The following is a 19,210-nucleotide window of genomic DNA, read 5'->3' on the forward strand; positions in this document are numbered from 1 at the left end:
GTCGATATGACAGAATTGTCGGCGAATTCAATGAGAACCGGCCGATGAAATTAAATGTTTTACCCGTCAATAGACTCAACAGGACAATGAGTACTACCCTACTGCAGGACGACATCGGCTCGATGCTGTCGTCGGTGTTCGACGAGACGGACGCACCCATCTACGTGGTGAATCCCTCTCAGGAGACTATCTCCTCGCTGATGACGACGCTCGACCGCCAGGAGGCGGACGCGGAGGTCCGCGTGCTCGCCGACGAGCGGACGCTGAAAGACGTGATGGACGACTTCCTCGTCGCGAGCACGGCGGCCGACCTCGTGGAGGCGGGCACACTCTCTATGCGACTGCTGGAGACGGTGCCGAACCACTCCGTCGCCGTGACGGCAGACGGCGTCTACGCCCTGGTCACCATCGGCGACGTCGTCGGCGGCCTCGGCACCGACGACGACGCGTTCGTCGACGACGCGGAGGCGTACTACGAGAACACGTGGGAGAGCGCCGAGGAGTACTCGCTGCGGACGCCCGCTATCTCGCGGGTCCGGTCGACCCTGGAGTCCGAAATCGGCCCGGAGACCGCAGACGACTTCGACAGCGTGCTCGGCTCGCTGGCGACGGCGCGGGGCGACGGCGACGGCCTCGACGAGGTGACTATCAGCCTGCTCGTCGCGGCCCGAAACAACGAACTGCTGTACGATATCAGCAAGTGGGGCGAGGACGTCGGGCTGGCGAGCAAGGCGACCTTCTCACGCACCAAGACGAAACTGGAGGATATGGGCCTCATCGACACGGAGAAGGTCCCAATCGACGTGGGTCGACCGCGACTCCGCCTGATGCTGGGCGACGAGCGCCTCGAAGACGCCGACAGCGACGAACTGGCGACGGTCGCACAGAGCCTGCTTTCGGCCTAGGTTTTTCTCCCCCTGTCGTCTCTGTGGGGCCATGACTACTGTCGAAGTCGTCGGGAGCGGGCCGGCGGTCGAGTCGCTGGTGGCGGCACTTGGCGACAGCCCCGCGGACGTGCGCCGGGCCGAGGCGCCCCTCGTGACCCGGGCCGACCTCTCGGTCGTCGTCGACACGGTGACATCGGAGCTGTTCGGGACCGCGAGCGACCGCGCTCGCAAACTGGAGACGGGGTGGGTCGCCGTCGAACTCGGCGGCATCGGCGGCGTGCCGGTCGCGGACGCCGCCGTCGCGGGTTTCGGTCCCGAGACGGGCTGTTATCGCTGTCTCACGGAACGCGTCCGGGCGAACCTCGACAGCGAGGCGGCGCCGGCGGAGGCGCCAAGCAGCGCGACCCAGCGGTTCGCTGGCGCGGTCGCCGGCCGGCGCATCGAGCGGGCGCTCTCGGGGGCGGGCCGACTCGCCGGGACCCTCGTCGAACTGCCCTACGTCGAGCGGCAGTTCCTGCCGGTGCCGGGCTGTGACTGTGGCGGCGACCGGACTTGGACGCTCCGAGGCACCGACCCCGACTACGACCGGGACGCGCTCGCCCGCGCCGAGGGCGGCCTCGACGAGCGCGTCGGTGTCGTCAGCGAGGTCGGCGAGGCCGAGTCGTTCCCGGCGCCGTACTACCTCGCGACGGTCGCGAACACGGAGCGGTTCAGCGACGCGACCGCGTCACAGCAGGCCGCCGGGGTCGCCAGCGACTGGGATACGGCGTTCATGAAGGCGCTCGGGGAGAGCTACGAGCGCTACGCCGCGGGCGTCTACCGGACGGACGACCTGCCACTGGGGACAGCAAGTGATGTCGCGGACGCACTCGAGCCCGAGCGTTTCGTCCGCCCCGATGACGGCGGCGTCGACGAGGTGTTACAGTGGCTCCCCGCGGAACACCTGTCGAGTGGCGCCGAGGTCGACGTGCCCGCCGAGACGGTGCTGTACCCGCCGCCGTCGCAGGCGGTCAGGCCGCCGGTGACGACCGGGCTGGGGCTGGGGAGTACGGAGACCGAGGCGCTGCTGTCGGGGCTCTACGAGGTGGTCGAACGGGACGCCGCGATGCTCGCGTGGTACTCGACGTACGACCCCTTGGAGGTCGCAGTCGAGCGCGAGCCCTACGACGTGCTTCGGCGGCGCGCCCGGTCGGAGGGGCTGACGGCGACGGCGGTCGTGCTCACGCAGGACGTGGACGTGCCGGTCGTCGCCGTCGCGCTCCGGGGCGATGAGTGGCCCGAGTTCGCCCTGGGCTCGGCGGCCGGACTGGACCCGGCCGACGCGGCCGCCGGGGCGATAGAAGAGGCGCTCCAGAACTGGCTCGAACTCCGGGGGATGGGCCGGGAGGGCGCGGGCGAGGCCGCGGGCGCTATCGGGCACTACGCCGGTCGACCGTCCGAGGCCGCGTCGCTCGTCGACGCCGAGACGGCCGTCCCGGCGTCGAGTATCGGCCCGGACAGCGTGCCCGAGGACCCGGCAGCGGAACTCGACATGCTCGTCGACCGCGTCACCGACGCCGGGCTGGACCCCTACGCGACCAGACTCACGACGCGGGACCTCGAACAGTTGGGCTTCGAGGCGGTTCGAGTGCTCTGTCCGAGCGCCCAGCCGCTCTTCTTCGACGCGGCGTACTTCGGTGAGCGGGCCGAGCGAGTGCCCGACGAACTGGGGTTCGAACCTCGGCTCGGTCGGGCACACCACCCGTTCCCGTAGCGTGGCCGGTGGGTATCTCCCCGCTCAGATACCGAACGTGGCCCGGAGCATATCTCGCGTGCCGGGCCCCAGTCCGACCGCGGTGACCGCGATGAGCAAGAGGAGCGCGTAGCGCGGGCTCTCGTCGAGAAACTCGTCGTTAAACAGCCAGACCACGACGGAGGCGACCGCGAGCTTGACGAAGAGGAACGGCCAGGAAGTGCCGATAGCGGCGGTGAGTCCGGCCGGCTGGAGCGTCTCCGTCGTCGAGATGATGAAGGCGTTGGCGGGGTGTTTCGGGTAGTAGGTCAGCGGCACCGAGAGCGCGTCGAGCCAGTCGGCCAGCAGGACGTTCGCGACGCCGTCGATGGCGTGGCCCCAGATGACCAGCAGGCCGATGAGACCGGTGCCGCTGTTGACCTCCGGCGCGTAGTTCTCGAACAGCCAGTAGAGGCCGTAGGAGAGCGCCGACGCGATGGCGACCGTCGAGACGAGCACCGAGGGGTACAGCGTCGAGTAGTCGGTCGTCACGGCGCCCATCGTGAGATACGCCATCGTCAGCACGACCAGCGTGACGCCGACGCCGGCGGTGGCCCGGTAGTAGCTATCTATGACGCCGCGGCGCTGCAGTGCCAGACAGGCGAGCAGGGTGAGAAGCGTCAGCAGGAAGACGGTGCCGTAGATGACCGGGCTGATGATGAGCGAACTCAGCGGGTACTCGACCAGCGGCGCCACGCCGGCGTCGACCGCCCGGTCGGTGCCGTCCTCGACGACTCGCAGCGCGCCGCCCAGCAGCATGAACGGGACGAACGCGAAGTAGAGGTTCGGGTCGTCGGCGATGTCCAGTCGCTCCAGCAGGAGGTAGACCCCGACCAGCATGTACACCAGGATGAGCATGTACCCGACTTCAGAGACGATGGTGTACCCCGGCTCGGCGACTATCGCCCCGCTCTCTACGGCGGCTGCACAGCCCTGATACAGCGGCTGTGGGCCGCCGTCGGTCATCACCGCACAGCTCGCGGCCTTCGCGTCGGCGTACACCGGGCCCCAGAAGTAGTGCCAGAGAAAGCGGTCCCAGACCCGTGTGGGCATCGCCACCGCGGCGCCGGCGGTGGCGACCACGAGGGCGACGAATGAGGCGACCCAGAGACGAGCCGGTCCCTGGGCCTCGCTGAGTCGCTCGTAGGTGTTCATGGCCGTGTGACCGGGGGGCGTCGATTTCAGGCTTCCGGTCGCGTGTGCGCGGGGCGTCGGACCGGGGTGCCGTCAGGACCGCCCCGGTGGCTCACTCCAGTGCGGCGGTCGCCGCCGCGACGAGTTCGTCGTGGGCCTCGCCGTTCGAGGCCACGAGCCCGGCGCTGTCGTGGCGCCAGGGCTCGCCGTCGAGGTCGGTGACCGTCCCGCCGGCCTGTCGGACCATGTGCACCCCGGCGATGGTGTCCCAGGGGTTCGTCCGCGTCGGACAGACCGCACCGTCCAGCCCGCCGTCGGCGACGAACGCGAGCGTCGCCTGGAAACTGCCGACGCGGCGCACGTCGCCGAACCGCTCGCCCACGGCGGTACAGAGCCGCCCGAACTCCGCGCGGTCGTCGAGTTCCCACCAGCCGACGGGGGTCACGACGAACGTCTCGGGGTCCGTCCGCTCGCTCACCGAGAGGGTCGTACCGTCCCGGGTCGCGCTCTCCGGCCCGCTCGCGTAGAGGTCGCCCATCGACGGCAGGTACGTCGCCGCCCCGACAGTCTCGCCGTCGGTCATCGCGGCCACGCTGGTCGCCCAGGTGCGCAACCCCCGGACGAAGTTCGTCGTCCCGTCGATGGGGTCGACCACCCACGCCGCGCCCGTCTCGGGTACCTCGTCGACGGCGGTCGGTTCGGTCTCGGCGGTCTCCGGGCCCGACCGCGAGACGAGGTCCTCCTCACAGAGGAAGGCGTCGTCGGGGAACTCCTCCCGGACGGTGGCGACGACCTGTGCCTGTGCGTCCCGGTCGGTCTCTGTCACGACGTCGTTCTTGCTCGCTTTCGTCTCGACGGCCAGCGCCTCTCGGAACGTGGTGCGCGCGACGCTGCCTCCGGCACGGGCTGCTCGCTCGGCGAGTGCGGCACGGTGGAGTGAATCCGGCATGGATGCCCCTGGCAGCGGGTCGGCTTTAGAAGCTCGGTATGGGGCAATCGCGACTTACTCGGCCTCGTCGACGGCGTCCAGGATGGCGTTGGCGATGTCGCGCGCCTCGGCTGGCGTGTAACGCACCTGGTTGCCCAGCGACTGTTCTATCCGGACGTAGTCGTTGTCGGCTTCGATGGCAAAAAACGCCGTATTCTCCAGCGGGGGGACCCCGAGACCGGAACTATCGGACTGTTCTGTGGCCATGTGAGTCTGTTACAAAGCGAGCCCGTATAAAGTTAGTTATTATTGATGGAGATTACCGGGCGATACTGACGAGTATCTACCGGCGACTGTCCCAACACCGTTCCGGTAGAAGTTTTGCGAGGGAAGACCGCTCCACGCGGACTTCCGCATCGGACGGGACCAGTCCGGTCCCGTGGCGATGCGAGGGAAGGGATTTGAACAACGTCCAGACGGTCCGGGACGCCTGCGGCGTCCGGGCTGCTACTGGCCTCGTTCAAAGCTCTTCCGTTGCACTTTGCTCGGCGCGTCTGCGCCTCGCTGCAGTGCGAGGGAAGGGATTTGAACCCTTGGACCACCGGAAGACTCAGGCCTCACGGCTCCGCCGTTCGGCCGTTCGCCTTCCGAGCAGTCGCTCGCGGTGCCACCGCTCGCGACGACTCTACAGGAGCGGATCTTGAGTCCGCCGTCTCTGCTGGATCTTTCCCGAGGAATTTGCGAGGGAAGACCGCTCCACGCGGACTTCCGCATCGGACGGGACCAGTCCGGTCCCGTGGCGATGCGAGGGAAGGGATTTGAACCCTTGGACCTCTACAGGAGCGGATCTTGAGTCCGCCGCCGTTTCCAGGCTTGGCTACCCTCGCACGCGCTGTTTGCAGTTGGCACAAGCGCGGCGGAGGTATAAATGTCGCTCGGACCGTCGTCGGTATCGCTACATTGACCCATCGGGCAGCCGACACGCCGATATGGACGACCACACGCGCGACGACAGCGTCGACCCGCCGGCAGGGAACCCGACGGGATGGCGGGCCGACGGCCAGTGGGAGCACGCCACGCTGCGGCGGGCCGTGGTCCACGGGGTCCGGCTGTTCAACGACGGCGAGTTCCACGACTCACACGATTGCTTCGAAGACGAGTGGTACAACTACGGCCGGGGCAGCACCGAGAGCAAGTTCCTCCACGGGATGGTCCAGGTCGCTGCCGGCGCGTACAAACACTTCGACTTCGAGGACGACGACGGTATGCGGTCGCTGTTTCGCACGTCGCTGCAGTACTTCCGGGGCGTACCAAACGATTATTACGGAGTAGACGTCCTCGACGTGCGGTCCACGATGACGAACGCGCTGGAGGAGCCGTCTGTGCTTCACGGTTGGCAAATCCGCCTCGACGACGGCTACCCGGTGGCCGACGAAGCCGACTACCGCTTCGCGGAGAAGCTAGAGTGAGGCTCACGCGTCCGGGCCGTCGTACTGCGCGAGGGTCACAGACATCCCCCCGTCGGGCGCCTCCCAGACGAGTCGAACGTCGCAATCGCTCGCGACACCGACAGTCACCGACGTCCCCGCGGTCACCGTCTCCTCGCCGGTGGCGCTGGCCCACGTCGTCCCCGACGCAGTCACGGCGGCTGAGGCGTCGGCCGGGTCGACGATACCGTCCCCGCGGACCGAGAGCGTGGTCGCGTCGATGGCGTCCCCACCGCTGTGTGTGATGGTCAGGACGCCAGTGTCGCCGTTCCCTGTGGCGCTCCCGTCGTAGTCGAACCCGAAGGCGGCGGCCGGGGCGTCCGTCTCTCCCTGGCCGCCGGAATCGGCGTCGTCGAGTGCTGCTGGCGACCCCACGACGAACCGCCAGATGGCCCAGTGGCCGTCCTCTCGGCGGAGCTCGTAGGCGTGTTCGACCGACTGTGTCTGGTCGCCTTCGGTGACGGTCGCCTCGACCGCGACCGTCAGGTTGCCGTCGGTGCGGTCGACGACGCTGAAGTTCGTTGCTGAGATTTCGTTGCCGAACCTGACCTCGGACTCGGACACCGTGTAGGGTGACTCCGAGTGATAGCTGGCGCGCATCCCCGTCACGTTCTCGTTCTCGTAGGCCGACCAGAGGTTCCGAATCGGGACCTGGTAGGCGGCGCGTTCGGTCGCTGTCGGGTCGGTGGTTCCGGTCGCTGTCCCCCCGGCAGTCGTGGTCGGGTCGGCCCCGGTCTGTTCTCCCGTCGACCCGTCGTCGAGACAGCCCGCGAGTCCGGTCACGACGGCGAGTCCACTCACCCGTAGCAGCTGTCGGCGGTCCATCGGTTACATGTCATGTGACCCTCCCTCATACTAATTCTGGTCACTGTCGGGGGTAGCGTGACGACGAGATACGGCCGGTCGAAGGCGAATCCGTACCACTCTAATAGCCGGCCGGTAACGTTGGGATAGATGCGAGTGGAGCAACTGGGCGAAGGGGAGCCGTCCATCGCCGTCGTCGGCAGTATTCACGGCGACGAGCCGTGCGGTCGGGACGGTATCGAAGCGGTGCTCGCGGACCCGCCGGCGCTCTCTCAGCCCGTGAAGTTCATCGTGGTCAACGAGCGAGCGCTGGCCGCTGGCGAGCGCTACCTCGAACTCGACCTCAACCGGGTGTTTCCGGGGGACCCCGACAGCGACGTCCACGAGATGCGACTGGCCGCCGAGCTGACGGCGGAACTACGGGGGTGTACCGTCCTCTCACTGCACTCCACGCAGTCCTACGACGGGATGTTTGCGCTGGTCGACGAGCTGTCGGACCTGGCGCGTGACGTCTGTCCGAAGCTCTCGGTCGACGCCGTCGTCCGGACGAAAGGCGAGAACGAGGGGCGGCTGTTCTCCGTCGCCCCGTCGACCATCGAGATAGAGTGTGGCTACCAGGGGTCGCCCGAGGCCGCCGCGAACGCCGAACAGGTCATCCGGGAGTTCCTGGCCGCGCTGGGCGTCACGGACGAGCCCGCGCCGGTCAGGAGCCCATCGCTCCCGGTGTTCCAGCTTGGCGGCCCGATTCCCAAGGCCGCCGCCGACGAGTACGAGGTGTTCGTCCGGAACTTCGAGCCGGTGGCGGCGGGCGACCCCGTCGCTGCGGCCGACGGTGAGATGCTCCACGCCGAGGAGGACTTCCACCCGGTGTTGCTCTCCGCTGAGGGGTACGAGGACGTCTTTGGCTACATGGGGACCCGCGTCGGCACGCTCGATTAGGCGTCGTCGGGGGCCTCGAACTCGACCATCGTGAGGTCTCGGTCCAGCATACAGTAGTCGTGGGGCGGGTCACCGAGTACCTCCGTGATGCGGTACTCGGTGTCGAAGTCGGCGCCCTTGGGCTCACAGTACGGGTGGCTCGGACACTCGGTGTGCGGGCAGGGCCCGGCCAGTTCGGCCATACTGCCGGCGAAGGCGCCCTTCGTCGGGACGTTCGCACGGATTGGGGCGGGTTCGACCTCGACGGCGCGGACGCCCTCGTCGTGGACCGCACAGTCGAGCGTCTGGCCGCTCTCGCGGACTTCCGTGATGCGGTAGCGCCGCCCGGGGGTGAGGTTGAGACACTGGTCCCGGTACGGACAGCCCGCACACCCGGACGCCTCGCCGTGGTAGACGAACTCTTCGTCGGTATCGGCGAGTCGAGTGCCGACGAGCGTGACTGTAGTCATGTCCTACGGTAGGTGGCCCCGGAAGGTAAGTGTCAGGCTCGCCCGGTCAGGACGTCGAGTTCGTCCAGATACGCCTCGCGTGGCACCTGGTACAGCGACCGGAAGTCGAACTCGCCGGCGGCGAAGTCGTTCGCCAGGTCGACGGCGGCCTCGACGGCGGCCTCACGCTCCGGTTCCACGGCTGCCTGCCAGTCCACCTCCGGTTCGAGATAGAGCGTCACGTACCAGTCCTCGCCGGTCCTGTCGGCCCCCGGGCGGCGCGTCCGCTTGCCCCGAGTCAGGTAGATGGTCGGCAGACACGGCGCGGGAAAGGTCTCGCTGTCGAAGATGTCCGGCCGGTACGCGAGGATGAGTTCCGTCTCGGTTCGGTTCCACACCGTCCAGTCCTCGGCCAGCGCCGCGATGTCCATACCGTGGCCTGTGGCCCGGCGGCCAATACCCTGTCGGCTGGCTGCGGGTCCGGTTGCTTATAAGTTAATTACCAGTGCCGTGGCTTGGTACACCATACCGACGCGGTGCTGTCCTTTGATTCACCCTCGAATAACCGGGCAGAAATCCCGGTGTTTTATGTACCCTGGCAAAAGGCTCTTATTCTCGAAGCACTCATGTAATAAATAGTATCGGAACTACAGTCGAAGGCTGTCACCCGTTACCGAGGGGGTGGAGCGGCCCCCGTCCCCGCTAGCACGACAATGGTATCGCTTGCCAACCGGCCCGGACGGACGGGTCACGCCGCGGCTCCCGGTGATTCACGGTCAGAGCGGCGGCTGTCACAGTCGGACTGTTCCCGAGGCAGTAGCGTCGCGTCGACCCCGTCGCGCGAAGAACCAACTATAGCATGAGTCAGAACAAAGAGACACTGGAAGCACTGAGCCAGGAGTACCAAGACACGATACCCGCGGACCTCCGGACCACCCGGACGTTCGACTGGTATCTCGACCAGTTGTACGAGGACCCGAAGGTAGCCCGCAACGCCCACCAGCGCGTCGCGGACATGTTCGATTACTACGGGACCGAGTACGACGAGGACGCGGGCGTCGTCGAATACAAGATCGCCAGCGAGGACCCCATAACCGACGGTGAGAACACCTTCTACGGCCGCGAGGTCCACGAGGCCATCCACGAGTTCGTCAACAAAGTGAAGTCGGGCGCTCGCGGGCTCGGGCCGGAGAAACGCATCAAGCTACTGCTGGGCCCGGTCGGGTCGGGGAAATCCGACTTCGACCGACAGGTCCGCCGGTACTTCGAGGACTACACCCGCGGCGACGAGGGGCGGATGTACACGTTCCGCTGGACGAATCTCTGTGACGTGGTCCACGACCAGGACCCGGCCGACGACGTGGTCCGTTCGCCGATGAACCAGGACCCGCTCGTCCTCCTCCCGCAGGACCAGCGCGACCGGGTCATCGACGACATCAACGAGGAACTGGACGCCCCCTACACCATCCGGAACGAGCAGGACCTCGACCCGGCCTCGGAGTTCTACATGGACCGGCTGCTGGCCTACTACGACGACGACCTCCAGGAAGTGCTCGAGAACCACATCGAAATCGTCCGCTTCGTCGCCGACGAGAACCAGCGCCAGGGTATCGAGACGTTCGAGCCCAAGGACAAGAAAAACCAGGACGAGACCGAACTCACGGGTGACGTCAACTACTCGAAGATAGCCATCTACGGCGAGAGCGACCCGCGGGCGTTCGACTACTCGGGCGCGTTCTGTAACGCGAACCGCGGCATCTTCTCCGGCGAGGAGCTACTGAAACTCCAGCGGGAGTTCCTCTATGACTTCCTGCACGCCAGCCAGGAACAGACGATAAAGCCAAAGAACAACCCCCGAATCGACATCGACCAGGTCATCGTCGGCCGGACGAACATGCCCGAGTACCGGGACAAGAAGGGCGACGAGAAGATGGAGGCCTTTAACGACCGGACCAAGCGCATCGACTTCCCGTACGTCCTCCAGTACGAGGAGGAGGCGAAGATATACCGCAAGATGCTGCGCAACGCCGACCTGCCGGACATCCAGGTCGAGCCCCACACCCTGGAGATGGCCGGCCTCTTCGGCGTGCTGACGCGCATCGAGGAGCCCGACACGGAGTCGGTCGAACTGGTCCAGAAGGCCAAGGCGTACAACGGCGAGATAGACGAGGCCGACGACATCGACGTCAAGAAGCTCCGCGAGGAGGCCGAACAGGCCGCGGACATCCGCGAGGGGATGGACGGCGTCTCGCCCCGCTTTATCGGCGACGAGATAGCCGAGGCCATCATGGACTCGATGCACCGCTCGCGGACCTTCCTCTCGCCGCTGACGACGTTCAATCACTTAGAGGGGAACCTGGAGAACCACGGCTCCATCGACTCGGAGTCGTTCGACGAGTACTACCGCTTCCTCGAACTCGTCCGCGAGGAGTACAAGGAGCGAGCCATCGAGGACGTGCGTCACGCGCTGGCCTACGATATGGACGAGATTCAGCGCCAGGGCGAGAAGTACATGGACCACGTCATGGCCTACATCGACGACGACACCGTCGAGGACGAACTGACCGGCCGCGAGCAAGAGCCCGACGAGCAGTTCCTCCGCTCGGTCGAGGAGAAGCTCAACCTCCCCGAGGACCGCAAGGACGACTTCCGTCAGGAAGTGTCGAACTGGGTCTCCCGCCGCGCCCGCGAGGGTGACACCTTCAACCCGCAGGACAACGACCGCCTGCGCCGGGCGCTGGAGCGCAAGCTCTGGGAGGACAAGAAACACAACATCAACTTCTCCGCGCTGGTCTCGAGCGGGGAGATGGACGACGACGAGCGCAACCAGTGGATAGACGCCCTCATGGAACAGGGCTACTCCGAAGAGGGCGCGCGTGAAGTGCTCGAGTTCGCCGGCGCGGAGGTCGCCAAAAGCGAGATGGAAGACTAATGAGCGGCGAGGAGTACATCGACCGCGCCGACGAGGCCCTCGACGCCACCTACGAGGAGCCGATGGCTCTGGGGGAGTACGTCGACACCCTCCTGGAGACGCCCGAAATCGCGGCCCACGCCTCGAAGTACCTGCTGGCGGCCATCGAGGCGGCGGGCACGCGGACCGTCATCGAGGAGGGCGAGGAGAAGGAGCGATACCGCTTCTTCGACGACCCGCACAACGACGGCGAACACGCCATCCTGGGCAACACCGAGGTGCTGAACGCCTTCGTCGACGACCTCCGCTCTATCGCCGCGGGCAGGGGCAAGGACGAGAAAATCGTCTGGCTCGAAGGCCCCACGGCGACGGGCAAGTCGGAGCTCAAGCGCTGTCTCATCAACGGCCTGCGCGAGTACTCGCGGACCCCCGAGGGCCGCCGGTACACCGTCGAGTGGAACGTGGCGGGCGCCGGCGCCAGCGACAGCGCCCTGACCTACGGCGACACGCCCATCGAGGACGAGGACGACTGGTACGAGAGCCCGGTCCAGGTCCACCCGCTGACGGTGTTCCCGAAGGACGTGCGCAAGGAGCTACTGGCCGAGATAAACGACCGGCACGACGACCACATCGACATCCGCGTCGAGGGGGAACTCGACCCGTTCTCCCGGGAGGCGTACAACTTCCTCGAGGAGCAGTACCGCCGCAACGGCGAGGAGAACCTCTTCTCGGCGGTCACCGACCCCGGCCACCTCCGGGTCAAGAACTTCGTCGTCGACGTGGGTCGCGGCATCGGTATCCTCCACTCCGAGGACGAGGGGACGCCCAAGGAGCGCCTGGTCGGGTCGTGGATGCACGGCATGCTCCGGGAACTGGACTCCCGCGGCCGGAAGAACCCGCAGGCCTTTTCCTACGACGGCGTGCTCTCGCAGGGCAACGGCCTGCTGACCGTCGTCGAGGACGCCGCCCAGCACGCCGACCTGCTGCAGAAGCTGCTGAACGTCCCCGACGAGAGCCGCGTCAAACTGGACAAGGGCATCGGGATGGACGTGGACACGCAGCTGGTCATCATCTCGAACCCGGACCTGGAGGCCCAGCTGAACCAGCACGCCGACCGCGAGGGCCAGGACCCCCTGAAGGCGCTCAAACGCCGCCTGGACAAACACGAGTTCACGTACCTGACGAACCTCTCGCTCGAATCACAGCTCCTGCGACGGGAGCTCACGAACGAGACGCGCGTCTGGGACCCCGACTCCTGGGAGGAACTGGAGACGTGGATACAGGAGCCCGTGTCGGTCTCGGTCAGAGACGACCTCGGGTCGGTCACGGAGAAGGACATCGCGCCCCACACCATCGAGGCGGCGGCGCTGTACGCGGTGGTCTCGCGGCTCGACAGTTCGACCGTCCCGGCCGGGCTTGACCTGGTCGAGAAGGCGCTGCTGTTCGACCGCGGCTACCTGATGGAGGGCGACGAGCGCGTCGACATCGACGACTACGACGTCGAGATTACCGACCGGGACGGCGACCACGGCATCCCCGTGACCTACGTCCGGGACGTGGTGGCCGACCTGCTCCACGAGGCCCAGGACCGCCACCACCCGGACCTGCCGGTCGAGCACGTCATCATGCCACGGGACGTGTTGAACGCCATCGCGGCGGGGCTGAACGACGCGCCGGTGTTCTCCCCCGGCGAGGCGACCGAGTACGAGGAGCGCGTGGTGCCCGTGAAAAACTACATCTTCGGCGAACAGGAGCGGGACGTGCTGGCCGCGCTGATGCGGGACAAGCGCGTCGACGCGGCCACGGTCGAGGAGTACATCGAGCAGGTGTACGCCTGGGCCTCCGACGAACAGCTAGAGAACGAACGCGGCGAATTCGTCGACCCGGACCCCCTGAAGATGAAGGTGTTCGAGATTGAGCATCTGGGCCGCTTCGACGAGAAGAACTACGAGGGCGGCGAGGCCGACCACGCCGTCACGAAGTTTCGCACCGACAAGATAATCACGGCGCTGAACCGCCACGCGTGGCAGCGCCGGGACGAGGAGTTCCGCGTGGGCGACGTCTCCCCGAAGGAGATTCCGGTCATCAAGACCGTCCTCGGAAGTCACGACTGGGACGACGTCAAGCGGACCTACGAGGACTTCGACCCACAGCAGTGGGACAACCCGCCGTCGGGCACCGAGACGGCCGCGCTCAAAGAGGAGACGATTGCGAACATGATGGAGATGCACGGCTACAGCGAGGCGGCCGCCGAACTGACCAGCCGCCACGTCATGAGCCAGGTGAGTTACAGATGGGACTGAAAGACGACCTCGAGCGATATCGCGAAGTGGGCGAGGAGCGCCGCCAGGACCTCTCCGAGTTCATCCAGTACGGCGACCTCGGGCAGTCCCGCGGCGACGAGGTCCAGATACCTATCAAGATCGTCAGCTTGCCGGAGTTCGCCTACGACCAGCGGGACAAGGGCGGCGTCGGCCAGGGCGAGGGCGCCGAGGAGGGCGACCCCGTCGGCCAGCCACAGCCCCAGCCCGGCGACGGCGAGGACGGCGAGGACGGCGAACCCGGCGAGGAGGGCGGCGAACACGAGTACTACGAGATGGACCCCGAGGAGTTCGCCCAGGAACTGGACGAGCAACTCGGCCTCGACCTCGACCCGAAGGGCAAGAAGGTCATCGAGGAGAAGGAGGGCGACTTCACCGACATCACCCGCTCGGGGCCGTCCTCGACGCTGGACTTCGAGCGACTGTTCAAGAAGGGGCTGAAGCGTAAGCTCGCGATGGACTTCGACGAGGACTACGTCCGCGAGGCCCTGAAAGTCGAGGGGTGGGGCCCGGCCACCGTCTTCGAGTGGGCCCGCGAGCAGAACATCCCGGTCTCGAAGGCGTGGATAGAGGACGCCTACGACGACATGCCGGTCGAGGAGAGGTCCACCTGGAGTTCAATCGAGGAGATGGAGGCCAACGTCGAGAAGGTCGACACCTCGACGCGCATCCGCCGGGAGGGCGTCGACCAGATACCCTTCCGCCGCGAGGACGAACGCTACCGCTACCCCGAAATCGTCGAGGAGCGCGAGAAGAACGTCGTCGTGGTCAACATCCGCGACGTGTCGGGGTCGATGCGCCAGAAGAAGCGGGAACTGGTCGAACGCACCTTCACGCCGCTTGACTGGTATCTCCAGGGCAAGTACGACAACGCCGAGTTCGTCTACATCGCCCACGACGCCGACGCCTGGCAGGTCGACCGCGAGGAGTTCTTCGGCATCCGCTCTGGCGGCGGGACGCGCATCTCCAGCGCGTACGAGGTGGCGGCCGAAGTGCTGGAGGAGGAGTACCCCTGGAGCGAGTGGAACCGCTACGTCTTCGCCGCCGGCGACAGCGAGAACTCCTCGAACGACACCGAGGAGCGGGTCATCCCGATGATGGAGGCGATACCGGCGAACCTCCACGCCTACGTCGAGACCCAGCCGTCGGGCAACGCTATCAACGCGACCCACGCCGAGGAGGTCGAGCGCAGCTTCCGCGACTCGGACAACGTCGCGGTCGCGTACGTCACCTCGCCGGAGGACGTGGTCGACGCCATCTACGAGATACTCAGCACGGAGGAGTCAGAATGAACGACGACAGATTCCGGAAACAGCGCATCGCCGACGGACTAGAAGAGCCGGTCAGTGAGGCGAGCAATCTCGCGAAACGGCTGGGGCTGACACCCTACCCGGTGAACTACTGGGTGGTCGACTACGACGAGATGAACGAGCTCATCGCCTACGGCGGATTCCAGCAGCGGTATCCCCACTGGCGCTGGGGGATGCAGTACGACCGCCAGCAGAAACAGGGGCAGTTCCTCGGCGGGAAGGCCTTCGAAATCGTCAACAACGACGACCCCTCCCACGCCTTCCTCCAGGAGTCCAACACCCTGGCCGACCAGAAGGCGGTCATCACCCACGTCGAGGCCCACGCCGACTTCTTCGCGAACAACGAGTGGTTCGGCCTGTTCAGCGACGGCGCGCCGCCGCGAGCGGCCGGCAGCGAGGACGACGGTCGCGGCCCGGACGCCGCCGGGATGCTCGCCCGCCACGCCGACGCCATCCGCGAGCACATGCAGGACCCCGACATCGACCGCAGCGAGGTCGAGCGGTTCATCGACCACGTCCTCTGTCTGGAGGACAACATCGACCAGCACCGGTCATATCGCCCGGTCGAGACGGCCCGCGATAGACTAGAGGAGATAGAGGGCGTCGACGTCAGCGACCAGCTCGACGAGCTAGACCTCTCTGACGAGGTCAAGCGACAGGTGTTCGACGACGACTGGCTGGAGGCACAGACCGACGAGGACACCGGGGCCTCCTTCCCGGCCCAGCCCGAGAAGGACGTGCTCGGGTTCATCCGCAAGCACGGGATGGCCTACGACGAGGACGCCGGGAAGGCAGTGGAGATGGAAGACTGGCAGAAAGAGGTGCTGGAACTCCTGCGACGGGAGGCGTACTACTTCGCCCCCCAGAAGATGACGAAGGTGATGAACGAGGGGTGGGCGGCCTACTGGGAGTCGCTGATGATGACCGGCGAGCGATTCGCCGGGGACGACGAGTTCATCCTCTACTCGGACCACATGGCCCAGGTGCTGGGTTCGCCCGGGCTGAACCCGTACAAGCTCGGGCTGGAGATATGGGAGTACGTCGAGAACACCGAGAACCGCCGGGAGGTCGTCGAGCGGTTGCTCCGCGTCGACGGCATCACCTGGCGGACCTTCCACGACGTGGTCGACTTCATCGAGGTGCAGGACCACCTGGAACCGCCGGCGTGGCTGCAGGACGTGGCCGGTCACGTCGACGAATTGGACCCCGAAGACCCCCGCGTCGACGCCGACGCGCTGGCCGCGGCCCGGGAGGGCGAGTTCGACGTGGCGACGTACCCTTGGAAGGTGCTGACCTACGAGGGGCTGGCACAACGGCACTACTCGCTGGTCAAGCCCCAGTACCGCGGGTTCGTCTCGCGGGTCGGCCAGGCCGAACTGGAGCGAGTCTCGCGGTACATGTTCGACGATTCCCGGTACGACAGCGTCGAAGCGGCGCTCGAAGACGTGGCGTACGCCCGCGGCTGGGACCGGATGCGCGAGATTCGGGAGAGCCACAACGACGTGACTTTCCTCGACGAGTTTCTCACCCAGGAGTTCGTCGACGACAACGACTACTTCACCTACGAGTACACCCACGCCTCCGGCGACTACCGGGTCACCTCGACGGACCACGAGGACGTGAAGAAGAAGCTCATGCTATCCTTTACCAACTTCGGGAAACCGACCGTCGTGGTCCAGGACGGCAACTACGAGAACCGCAACGAACTCCTGTTGGCCCACCAGTACAACGGCATCATGCTCGACCGCAAGCAGGCCACGGAGGTGCTCAAGCGAGTGTTCGAACTGTGGGGTCGGCCGGTGAACCTGCTGACCATCGTCAAGGAGTTCGACGACCACGACATCGAGGTCGCAAAGCGCCGTGACCGCGAGCCAGAACCCGAGGAGGTCGGGAAGTTGCTGCGCTACGACGGCGAGGACGTGACCGTCGAAGACGTCCCCTGGAGCGACGTCGAGCATCTGGCCGCGACGGACATCGACTACAACACCAAGCCCGAGGAGTGGCTGGCCTGAGACGGTATCGACGACCGATATCGGCCACAGCCTTTTTATATAACGTTCCGTAGCCCTGAGCGAACAGGGGAACATGTCGGAAACACTGTACGGGGTGCTCGGGGTTGGACCAGATTGTGACAGCGCCGCTATCGAGCGCGCCTACCGCGAGCAGGTCAAAGAGCACCACCCGGACGTGAGCGACGCGACAGACGCCGGCGACCGCTTCAGGCGCCTCACCACCGCGAAGGAGGTGCTGACCGACGAGACGGAGCGAGCGCGCTACGACCGACTGGGCCACGACCGCTACGTCGGGCGACACCTGGACGATAGCTGGCGCAGTGATGCGACCGGGGCTGGGGATGTGGGTGCCACCGGCGACGGCGTGTCGGCCACCGAGGCCCCACAGCGTGTCGTGAGTGAGACGGCCAGCGCGGCGGAGCCCCGGCAGAGCCAGCGGGTCGACCGCAGCGACGGCTACGCGACGGCCTCGGACTACTACCGGCCGGGTCATCGCGTCGGTGTCCAGTCAGGCGGCCTCGGCGACACGCTCGCGGGCGTCCGCGACGTGCTCCCGTGGCTGCTGGCCCACCTGGCGCTCCTCGGCGGGGCCGTCGCGATGGCGGCGGCGCTGCTAACGAGCGCCGGCGGCGCCCCGTCGGTTACGACCGTCGTCGTCGCCGCGGTGATGGTCGGCGCCACCGCCGGCGTCTCCGCGCTGCATCTCACCGCGGCGCTGTTCCGGTAAGCGCGAAGGGAAACCCGTTTTTCCGCCGGTCTCGAAGGCGGCGTATGAACGTACGCACTGTCGCCGACCTCGGCCCCGACGAGCGGTCGGCGCTGTTCGACCGCGACGCCGGTGTCGAGGCGGTCCGCGACGACGTGGCCGACATCGTCTCCGCCGTCCGCGAGGAGGGCGACGTGGCGCTGCGGCGCTTCGCCAGCGAGTTCGACGGCGTCGAGGTGGGCAACGTCGACATCACCGACGCCGCCGAGCGCGCCTACGAGGAGATAGACGACGACCTCCGAGCTGCTATCCAGGACGCCGCCGAGAACATCCGCGCGTTCCACGAGCGCCAGCGCCCCGAGGACTGGCGCGAGGACTTCGACGGGCGGGAACTCGGACGGCGCTTCAGCCCGCTCGACAGCGCCGGCGTCTACGCCCCCGGCGGGACCGCGGCCTACCCCTCCAGCGCGCTGATGGGCGTCATCCCCGCGAAGGTCGCCGGCGTCGAACACGTCGCCGTCGCCACGCCGCCTGCCGACGAGGTAAATCCCGTCACGCTCGCGGCCATCCACGTCGCCGGCGCCGACGCCGTCTACCAGGTCGGCGGGGCACAGGCCATCGCCGCGCTGGCCTACGGCACCGAGACGGTCACGGGCACCGACATCGTCGTCGGCCCCGGCAACCGCTGGGTCACCGCCGCCAAGGCCGAGGTCCGGGGCGACGTGGCCATCGACTTCCTCGCCGGGCCGAGCGAAATCATGGTCGTCGCCGACGGCGGGGCCGACCCGGAACTGGTCGCCGCGGACCTCGTGGCCCAGGCCGAACACGACGAGAACGCCTCCGTCGTCGCCGTCACGGACGACGAGGGACTGGCCGACGCCGTCGCCGAGGCCGTCGACGAACAGGCGAGCGGGCGCGAGCGCGAGGCCGTCGTCCGGGGGGCGCTCGACAACGACGCCTCCGGCGTCTTCCTCGCCCGCTCGATGAGCGAGGCGGTGCTGTTCGCCGAGGAGTACGCCGCCGAACACCTCTCCATCCAGGCCGACGACGACGAGGCGCTGCTGGACAGGATTCCGTCCGCCGGCTCCGTGTTCCTGGGCCCGTACAGCCCCGTCGCAGCGGGCGACTACGCCGCCGGGACGAACCACGTGCTCCCGACCGGCGGCGGCGCCCGCGTCACCGGCGGGCTCTCCGTTGACACGTTCGTCCGCTCGACGACGGTGCAGCGCCTCTCGGCGGAGTCGCTGGATGACCTGAGCGAGACGATTACGACGCTCGCCGAGGCCGAGGGACTGGAGGCCCACGCCGAGAGCGTGCGAAAGCGGTTCGAGTAGCGAGGTCGGCGCTCTGCGTCGACCTCGAAAAAAGCGAGCGGGCAGCGGTAGCGACCCGCGAGTAGCGAGGTCTGAGCGTAGCGAAGACCTCGGAAAGTCGAACGGGGAACGAAGTGACCCGTGAGACGGCGAGGAAGCGACCAGCGGGAGGCGTCTCGCTACCCGAAGCGGCGCAGTAGCCGGTCGAGCAGGGCGACCCCACCACTCGCGACGAGCCAGAGTGCGGGGACGACAGTCA

The 19,210-nt window shown here is 67.0% G+C and carries 16 protein-coding genes and 1 tRNA gene; 10 read left to right on the forward strand and 7 right to left on the reverse strand.

The window, feature by feature from the left end; translation table 11 throughout:
* The first annotated feature begins 86 nt into the window (after positions 1-86).
* Both tbsP and NDI86_RS14320 read left to right on the forward strand, forming a co-directional pair.
* Complete coding sequence (gene tbsP, locus NDI86_RS14315; protein ID WP_310901119.1) at positions 87-905, forward strand: transcriptional regulator TbsP; 819 nt, start codon at positions 87-89, stop codon at positions 903-905.
* Positions 906-936: 31 nt separating this feature from the next.
* Positions 937-2,640: a YcaO-like family protein gene (locus NDI86_RS14320; protein WP_310901120.1), complete on the forward strand. Its 1,704-nt coding sequence runs from the start codon at positions 937-939 to the stop codon at positions 2,638-2,640.
* Positions 2,641-2,664: 24 nt separating this feature from the next.
* On the opposite strand, the gene NDI86_RS14325 is transcribed toward NDI86_RS14320, so the two are convergent.
* The 4 genes from NDI86_RS14325 to NDI86_RS14340 form a co-directional block, all read right to left on the reverse strand.
* A complete protein-coding gene (locus NDI86_RS14325) occupies positions 2,665-3,813 on the reverse strand; it encodes a DUF63 family protein (protein WP_310901121.1) in 1,149 nt (382 codons plus the stop codon).
* Positions 3,814-3,904: 91 nt separating this feature from the next.
* On the reverse strand, positions 3,905-4,741 hold the full coding sequence (locus NDI86_RS14330; RefSeq protein ID WP_310901122.1) for an inositol monophosphatase family protein: 837 nt from the start codon (positions 4,739-4,741) through the stop codon (positions 3,905-3,907).
* A gap of 54 nt (positions 4,742-4,795) precedes the next feature.
* Positions 4,796-4,987, reverse strand: a complete 192-nt coding sequence (locus NDI86_RS14335) for a hypothetical protein (protein WP_310901123.1) — start codon at positions 4,985-4,987, stop codon at positions 4,796-4,798.
* Between the two features lie 536 nt (positions 4,988-5,523).
* Positions 5,524-5,607 (reverse strand) — tRNA-Leu (locus NDI86_RS14340).
* Positions 5,608-5,709: 102 nt separating this feature from the next.
* Here NDI86_RS14340 and NDI86_RS14345 point away from each other — a divergent pair.
* Positions 5,710-6,189 carry a DUF309 domain-containing protein gene (locus tag NDI86_RS14345; protein ID WP_310901124.1) on the forward strand — a complete coding sequence of 160 codons (480 nt, stop codon included), beginning with the start codon at positions 5,710-5,712 and terminating at the stop codon, positions 6,187-6,189.
* A 3-nt stretch (positions 6,190-6,192) separates the two neighbouring features.
* Here the strand turns inward: NDI86_RS14345 and NDI86_RS14350 are convergent, their stop codons facing one another.
* Positions 6,193-7,032, reverse strand: a complete 840-nt coding sequence (locus NDI86_RS14350; RefSeq protein WP_310901125.1) for a hypothetical protein — start codon at positions 7,030-7,032, stop codon at positions 6,193-6,195.
* 129 nt (positions 7,033-7,161) lie between these two features.
* Between NDI86_RS14350 and NDI86_RS14355 the strand changes: the two genes are divergently transcribed.
* Positions 7,162-7,950, forward strand: a complete 789-nt coding sequence (locus NDI86_RS14355) for a M14 family metallopeptidase (protein ID WP_310901126.1) — start codon at positions 7,162-7,164, stop codon at positions 7,948-7,950.
* Here NDI86_RS14355 and NDI86_RS14360 read toward each other — a convergent pair.
* Both NDI86_RS14360 and NDI86_RS14365 read right to left on the reverse strand, forming a co-directional pair.
* On the reverse strand, positions 7,947-8,399 hold the full coding sequence (locus NDI86_RS14360) for a UPF0179 family protein (protein ID WP_310901127.1): 453 nt from the start codon (positions 8,397-8,399) through the stop codon (positions 7,947-7,949). The two genes, NDI86_RS14355 and NDI86_RS14360, sit on opposite strands and share 4 nt — an antisense overlap.
* A gap of 32 nt (positions 8,400-8,431) precedes the next feature.
* Positions 8,432-8,809 carry a DUF5820 family protein gene (locus NDI86_RS14365; protein ID WP_310901128.1) on the reverse strand — a complete coding sequence of 126 codons (378 nt, stop codon included), beginning with the start codon at positions 8,807-8,809 and terminating at the stop codon, positions 8,432-8,434.
* A gap of 428 nt (positions 8,810-9,237) precedes the next feature.
* Between NDI86_RS14365 and NDI86_RS14370 the strand changes: the two genes are divergently transcribed.
* From NDI86_RS14370 to hisD, 6 genes are all read left to right on the forward strand, one after another.
* A complete protein-coding gene (locus NDI86_RS14370) occupies positions 9,238-11,310 on the forward strand; it encodes a PrkA family serine protein kinase (RefSeq protein WP_310901129.1) in 2,073 nt (690 codons plus the stop codon).
* A complete protein-coding gene (locus NDI86_RS14375) occupies positions 11,310-13,592 on the forward strand; it encodes a PrkA family serine protein kinase (protein WP_310901130.1) in 2,283 nt (760 codons plus the stop codon). The genes NDI86_RS14370 and NDI86_RS14375 overlap by 1 nt, the downstream gene beginning before the upstream one ends.
* Positions 13,583-14,902, forward strand: a complete 1,320-nt coding sequence (locus tag NDI86_RS14380; protein ID WP_310901131.1) for a YeaH/YhbH family protein — start codon at positions 13,583-13,585, stop codon at positions 14,900-14,902. The genes NDI86_RS14375 and NDI86_RS14380 overlap by 10 nt, the downstream gene beginning before the upstream one ends.
* Positions 14,899-16,932 carry a SpoVR family protein gene (locus NDI86_RS14385; RefSeq protein ID WP_310901132.1) on the forward strand — a complete coding sequence of 678 codons (2,034 nt, stop codon included), beginning with the start codon at positions 14,899-14,901 and terminating at the stop codon, positions 16,930-16,932. Before NDI86_RS14380 ends, NDI86_RS14385 begins: the two co-directional genes overlap by 4 nt.
* A 73-nt stretch (positions 16,933-17,005) precedes the next feature.
* Entirely contained in the window at positions 17,006-17,659 is a 654-nt protein-coding gene (locus tag NDI86_RS14390) for a DnaJ domain-containing protein (protein ID WP_310901133.1), read from the forward strand.
* A gap of 44 nt (positions 17,660-17,703) precedes the next feature.
* Entirely contained in the window at positions 17,704-18,972 is a 1,269-nt protein-coding gene (hisD, locus tag NDI86_RS14395) for a histidinol dehydrogenase (protein WP_310901134.1), read from the forward strand.
* The last annotated feature ends 238 nt before the right edge of the window (positions 18,973-19,210 follow it).

This window comes from Haloarcula onubensis, from assembly GCF_031624605.1.
GTDB classification, from domain to species: Archaea; Halobacteriota; Halobacteria; order Halobacteriales; family Haloarculaceae; genus Haloarcula; species Haloarcula onubensis.

Coding starts and splice junctions, on each gene's coding strand:
- tbsP (WP_310901119.1), top strand. CDS start 87: ATGAGTACTACCCTACTGCAGGACGACATCGGCTCGATGCTGTCGTCG.
- NDI86_RS14320 (WP_310901120.1), top strand. CDS start 937: ATGACTACTGTCGAAGTCGTCGGGAGCGGGCCGGCGGTCGAGTCGCTG.
- NDI86_RS14325 (WP_310901121.1), bottom strand. CDS start 3,813: ATGAACACCTACGAGCGACTCAGCGAGGCCCAGGGACCGGCTCGTCTC.
- NDI86_RS14330 (WP_310901122.1), bottom strand. CDS start 4,741: ATGCCGGATTCACTCCACCGTGCCGCACTCGCCGAGCGAGCAGCCCGT.
- NDI86_RS14335 (WP_310901123.1), bottom strand. CDS start 4,987: ATGGCCACAGAACAGTCCGATAGTTCCGGTCTCGGGGTCCCCCCGCTG.
- NDI86_RS14345 (WP_310901124.1), top strand. CDS start 5,710: ATGGACGACCACACGCGCGACGACAGCGTCGACCCGCCGGCAGGGAAC.
- NDI86_RS14350 (WP_310901125.1), bottom strand. CDS start 7,032: ATGGACCGCCGACAGCTGCTACGGGTGAGTGGACTCGCCGTCGTGACC.
- NDI86_RS14355 (WP_310901126.1), top strand. CDS start 7,162: ATGCGAGTGGAGCAACTGGGCGAAGGGGAGCCGTCCATCGCCGTCGTC.
- NDI86_RS14360 (WP_310901127.1), bottom strand. CDS start 8,399: ATGACTACAGTCACGCTCGTCGGCACTCGACTCGCCGATACCGACGAA.
- NDI86_RS14365 (WP_310901128.1), bottom strand. CDS start 8,809: ATGGACATCGCGGCGCTGGCCGAGGACTGGACGGTGTGGAACCGAACC.
- NDI86_RS14370 (WP_310901129.1), top strand. CDS start 9,238: ATGAGTCAGAACAAAGAGACACTGGAAGCACTGAGCCAGGAGTACCAA.
- NDI86_RS14375 (WP_310901130.1), top strand. CDS start 11,310: ATGAGCGGCGAGGAGTACATCGACCGCGCCGACGAGGCCCTCGACGCC.
- NDI86_RS14380 (WP_310901131.1), top strand. CDS start 13,583: ATGGGACTGAAAGACGACCTCGAGCGATATCGCGAAGTGGGCGAGGAG.
- NDI86_RS14385 (WP_310901132.1), top strand. CDS start 14,899: ATGAACGACGACAGATTCCGGAAACAGCGCATCGCCGACGGACTAGAA.
- NDI86_RS14390 (WP_310901133.1), top strand. CDS start 17,006: ATGTCGGAAACACTGTACGGGGTGCTCGGGGTTGGACCAGATTGTGAC.
- hisD (WP_310901134.1), top strand. CDS start 17,704: ATGAACGTACGCACTGTCGCCGACCTCGGCCCCGACGAGCGGTCGGCG.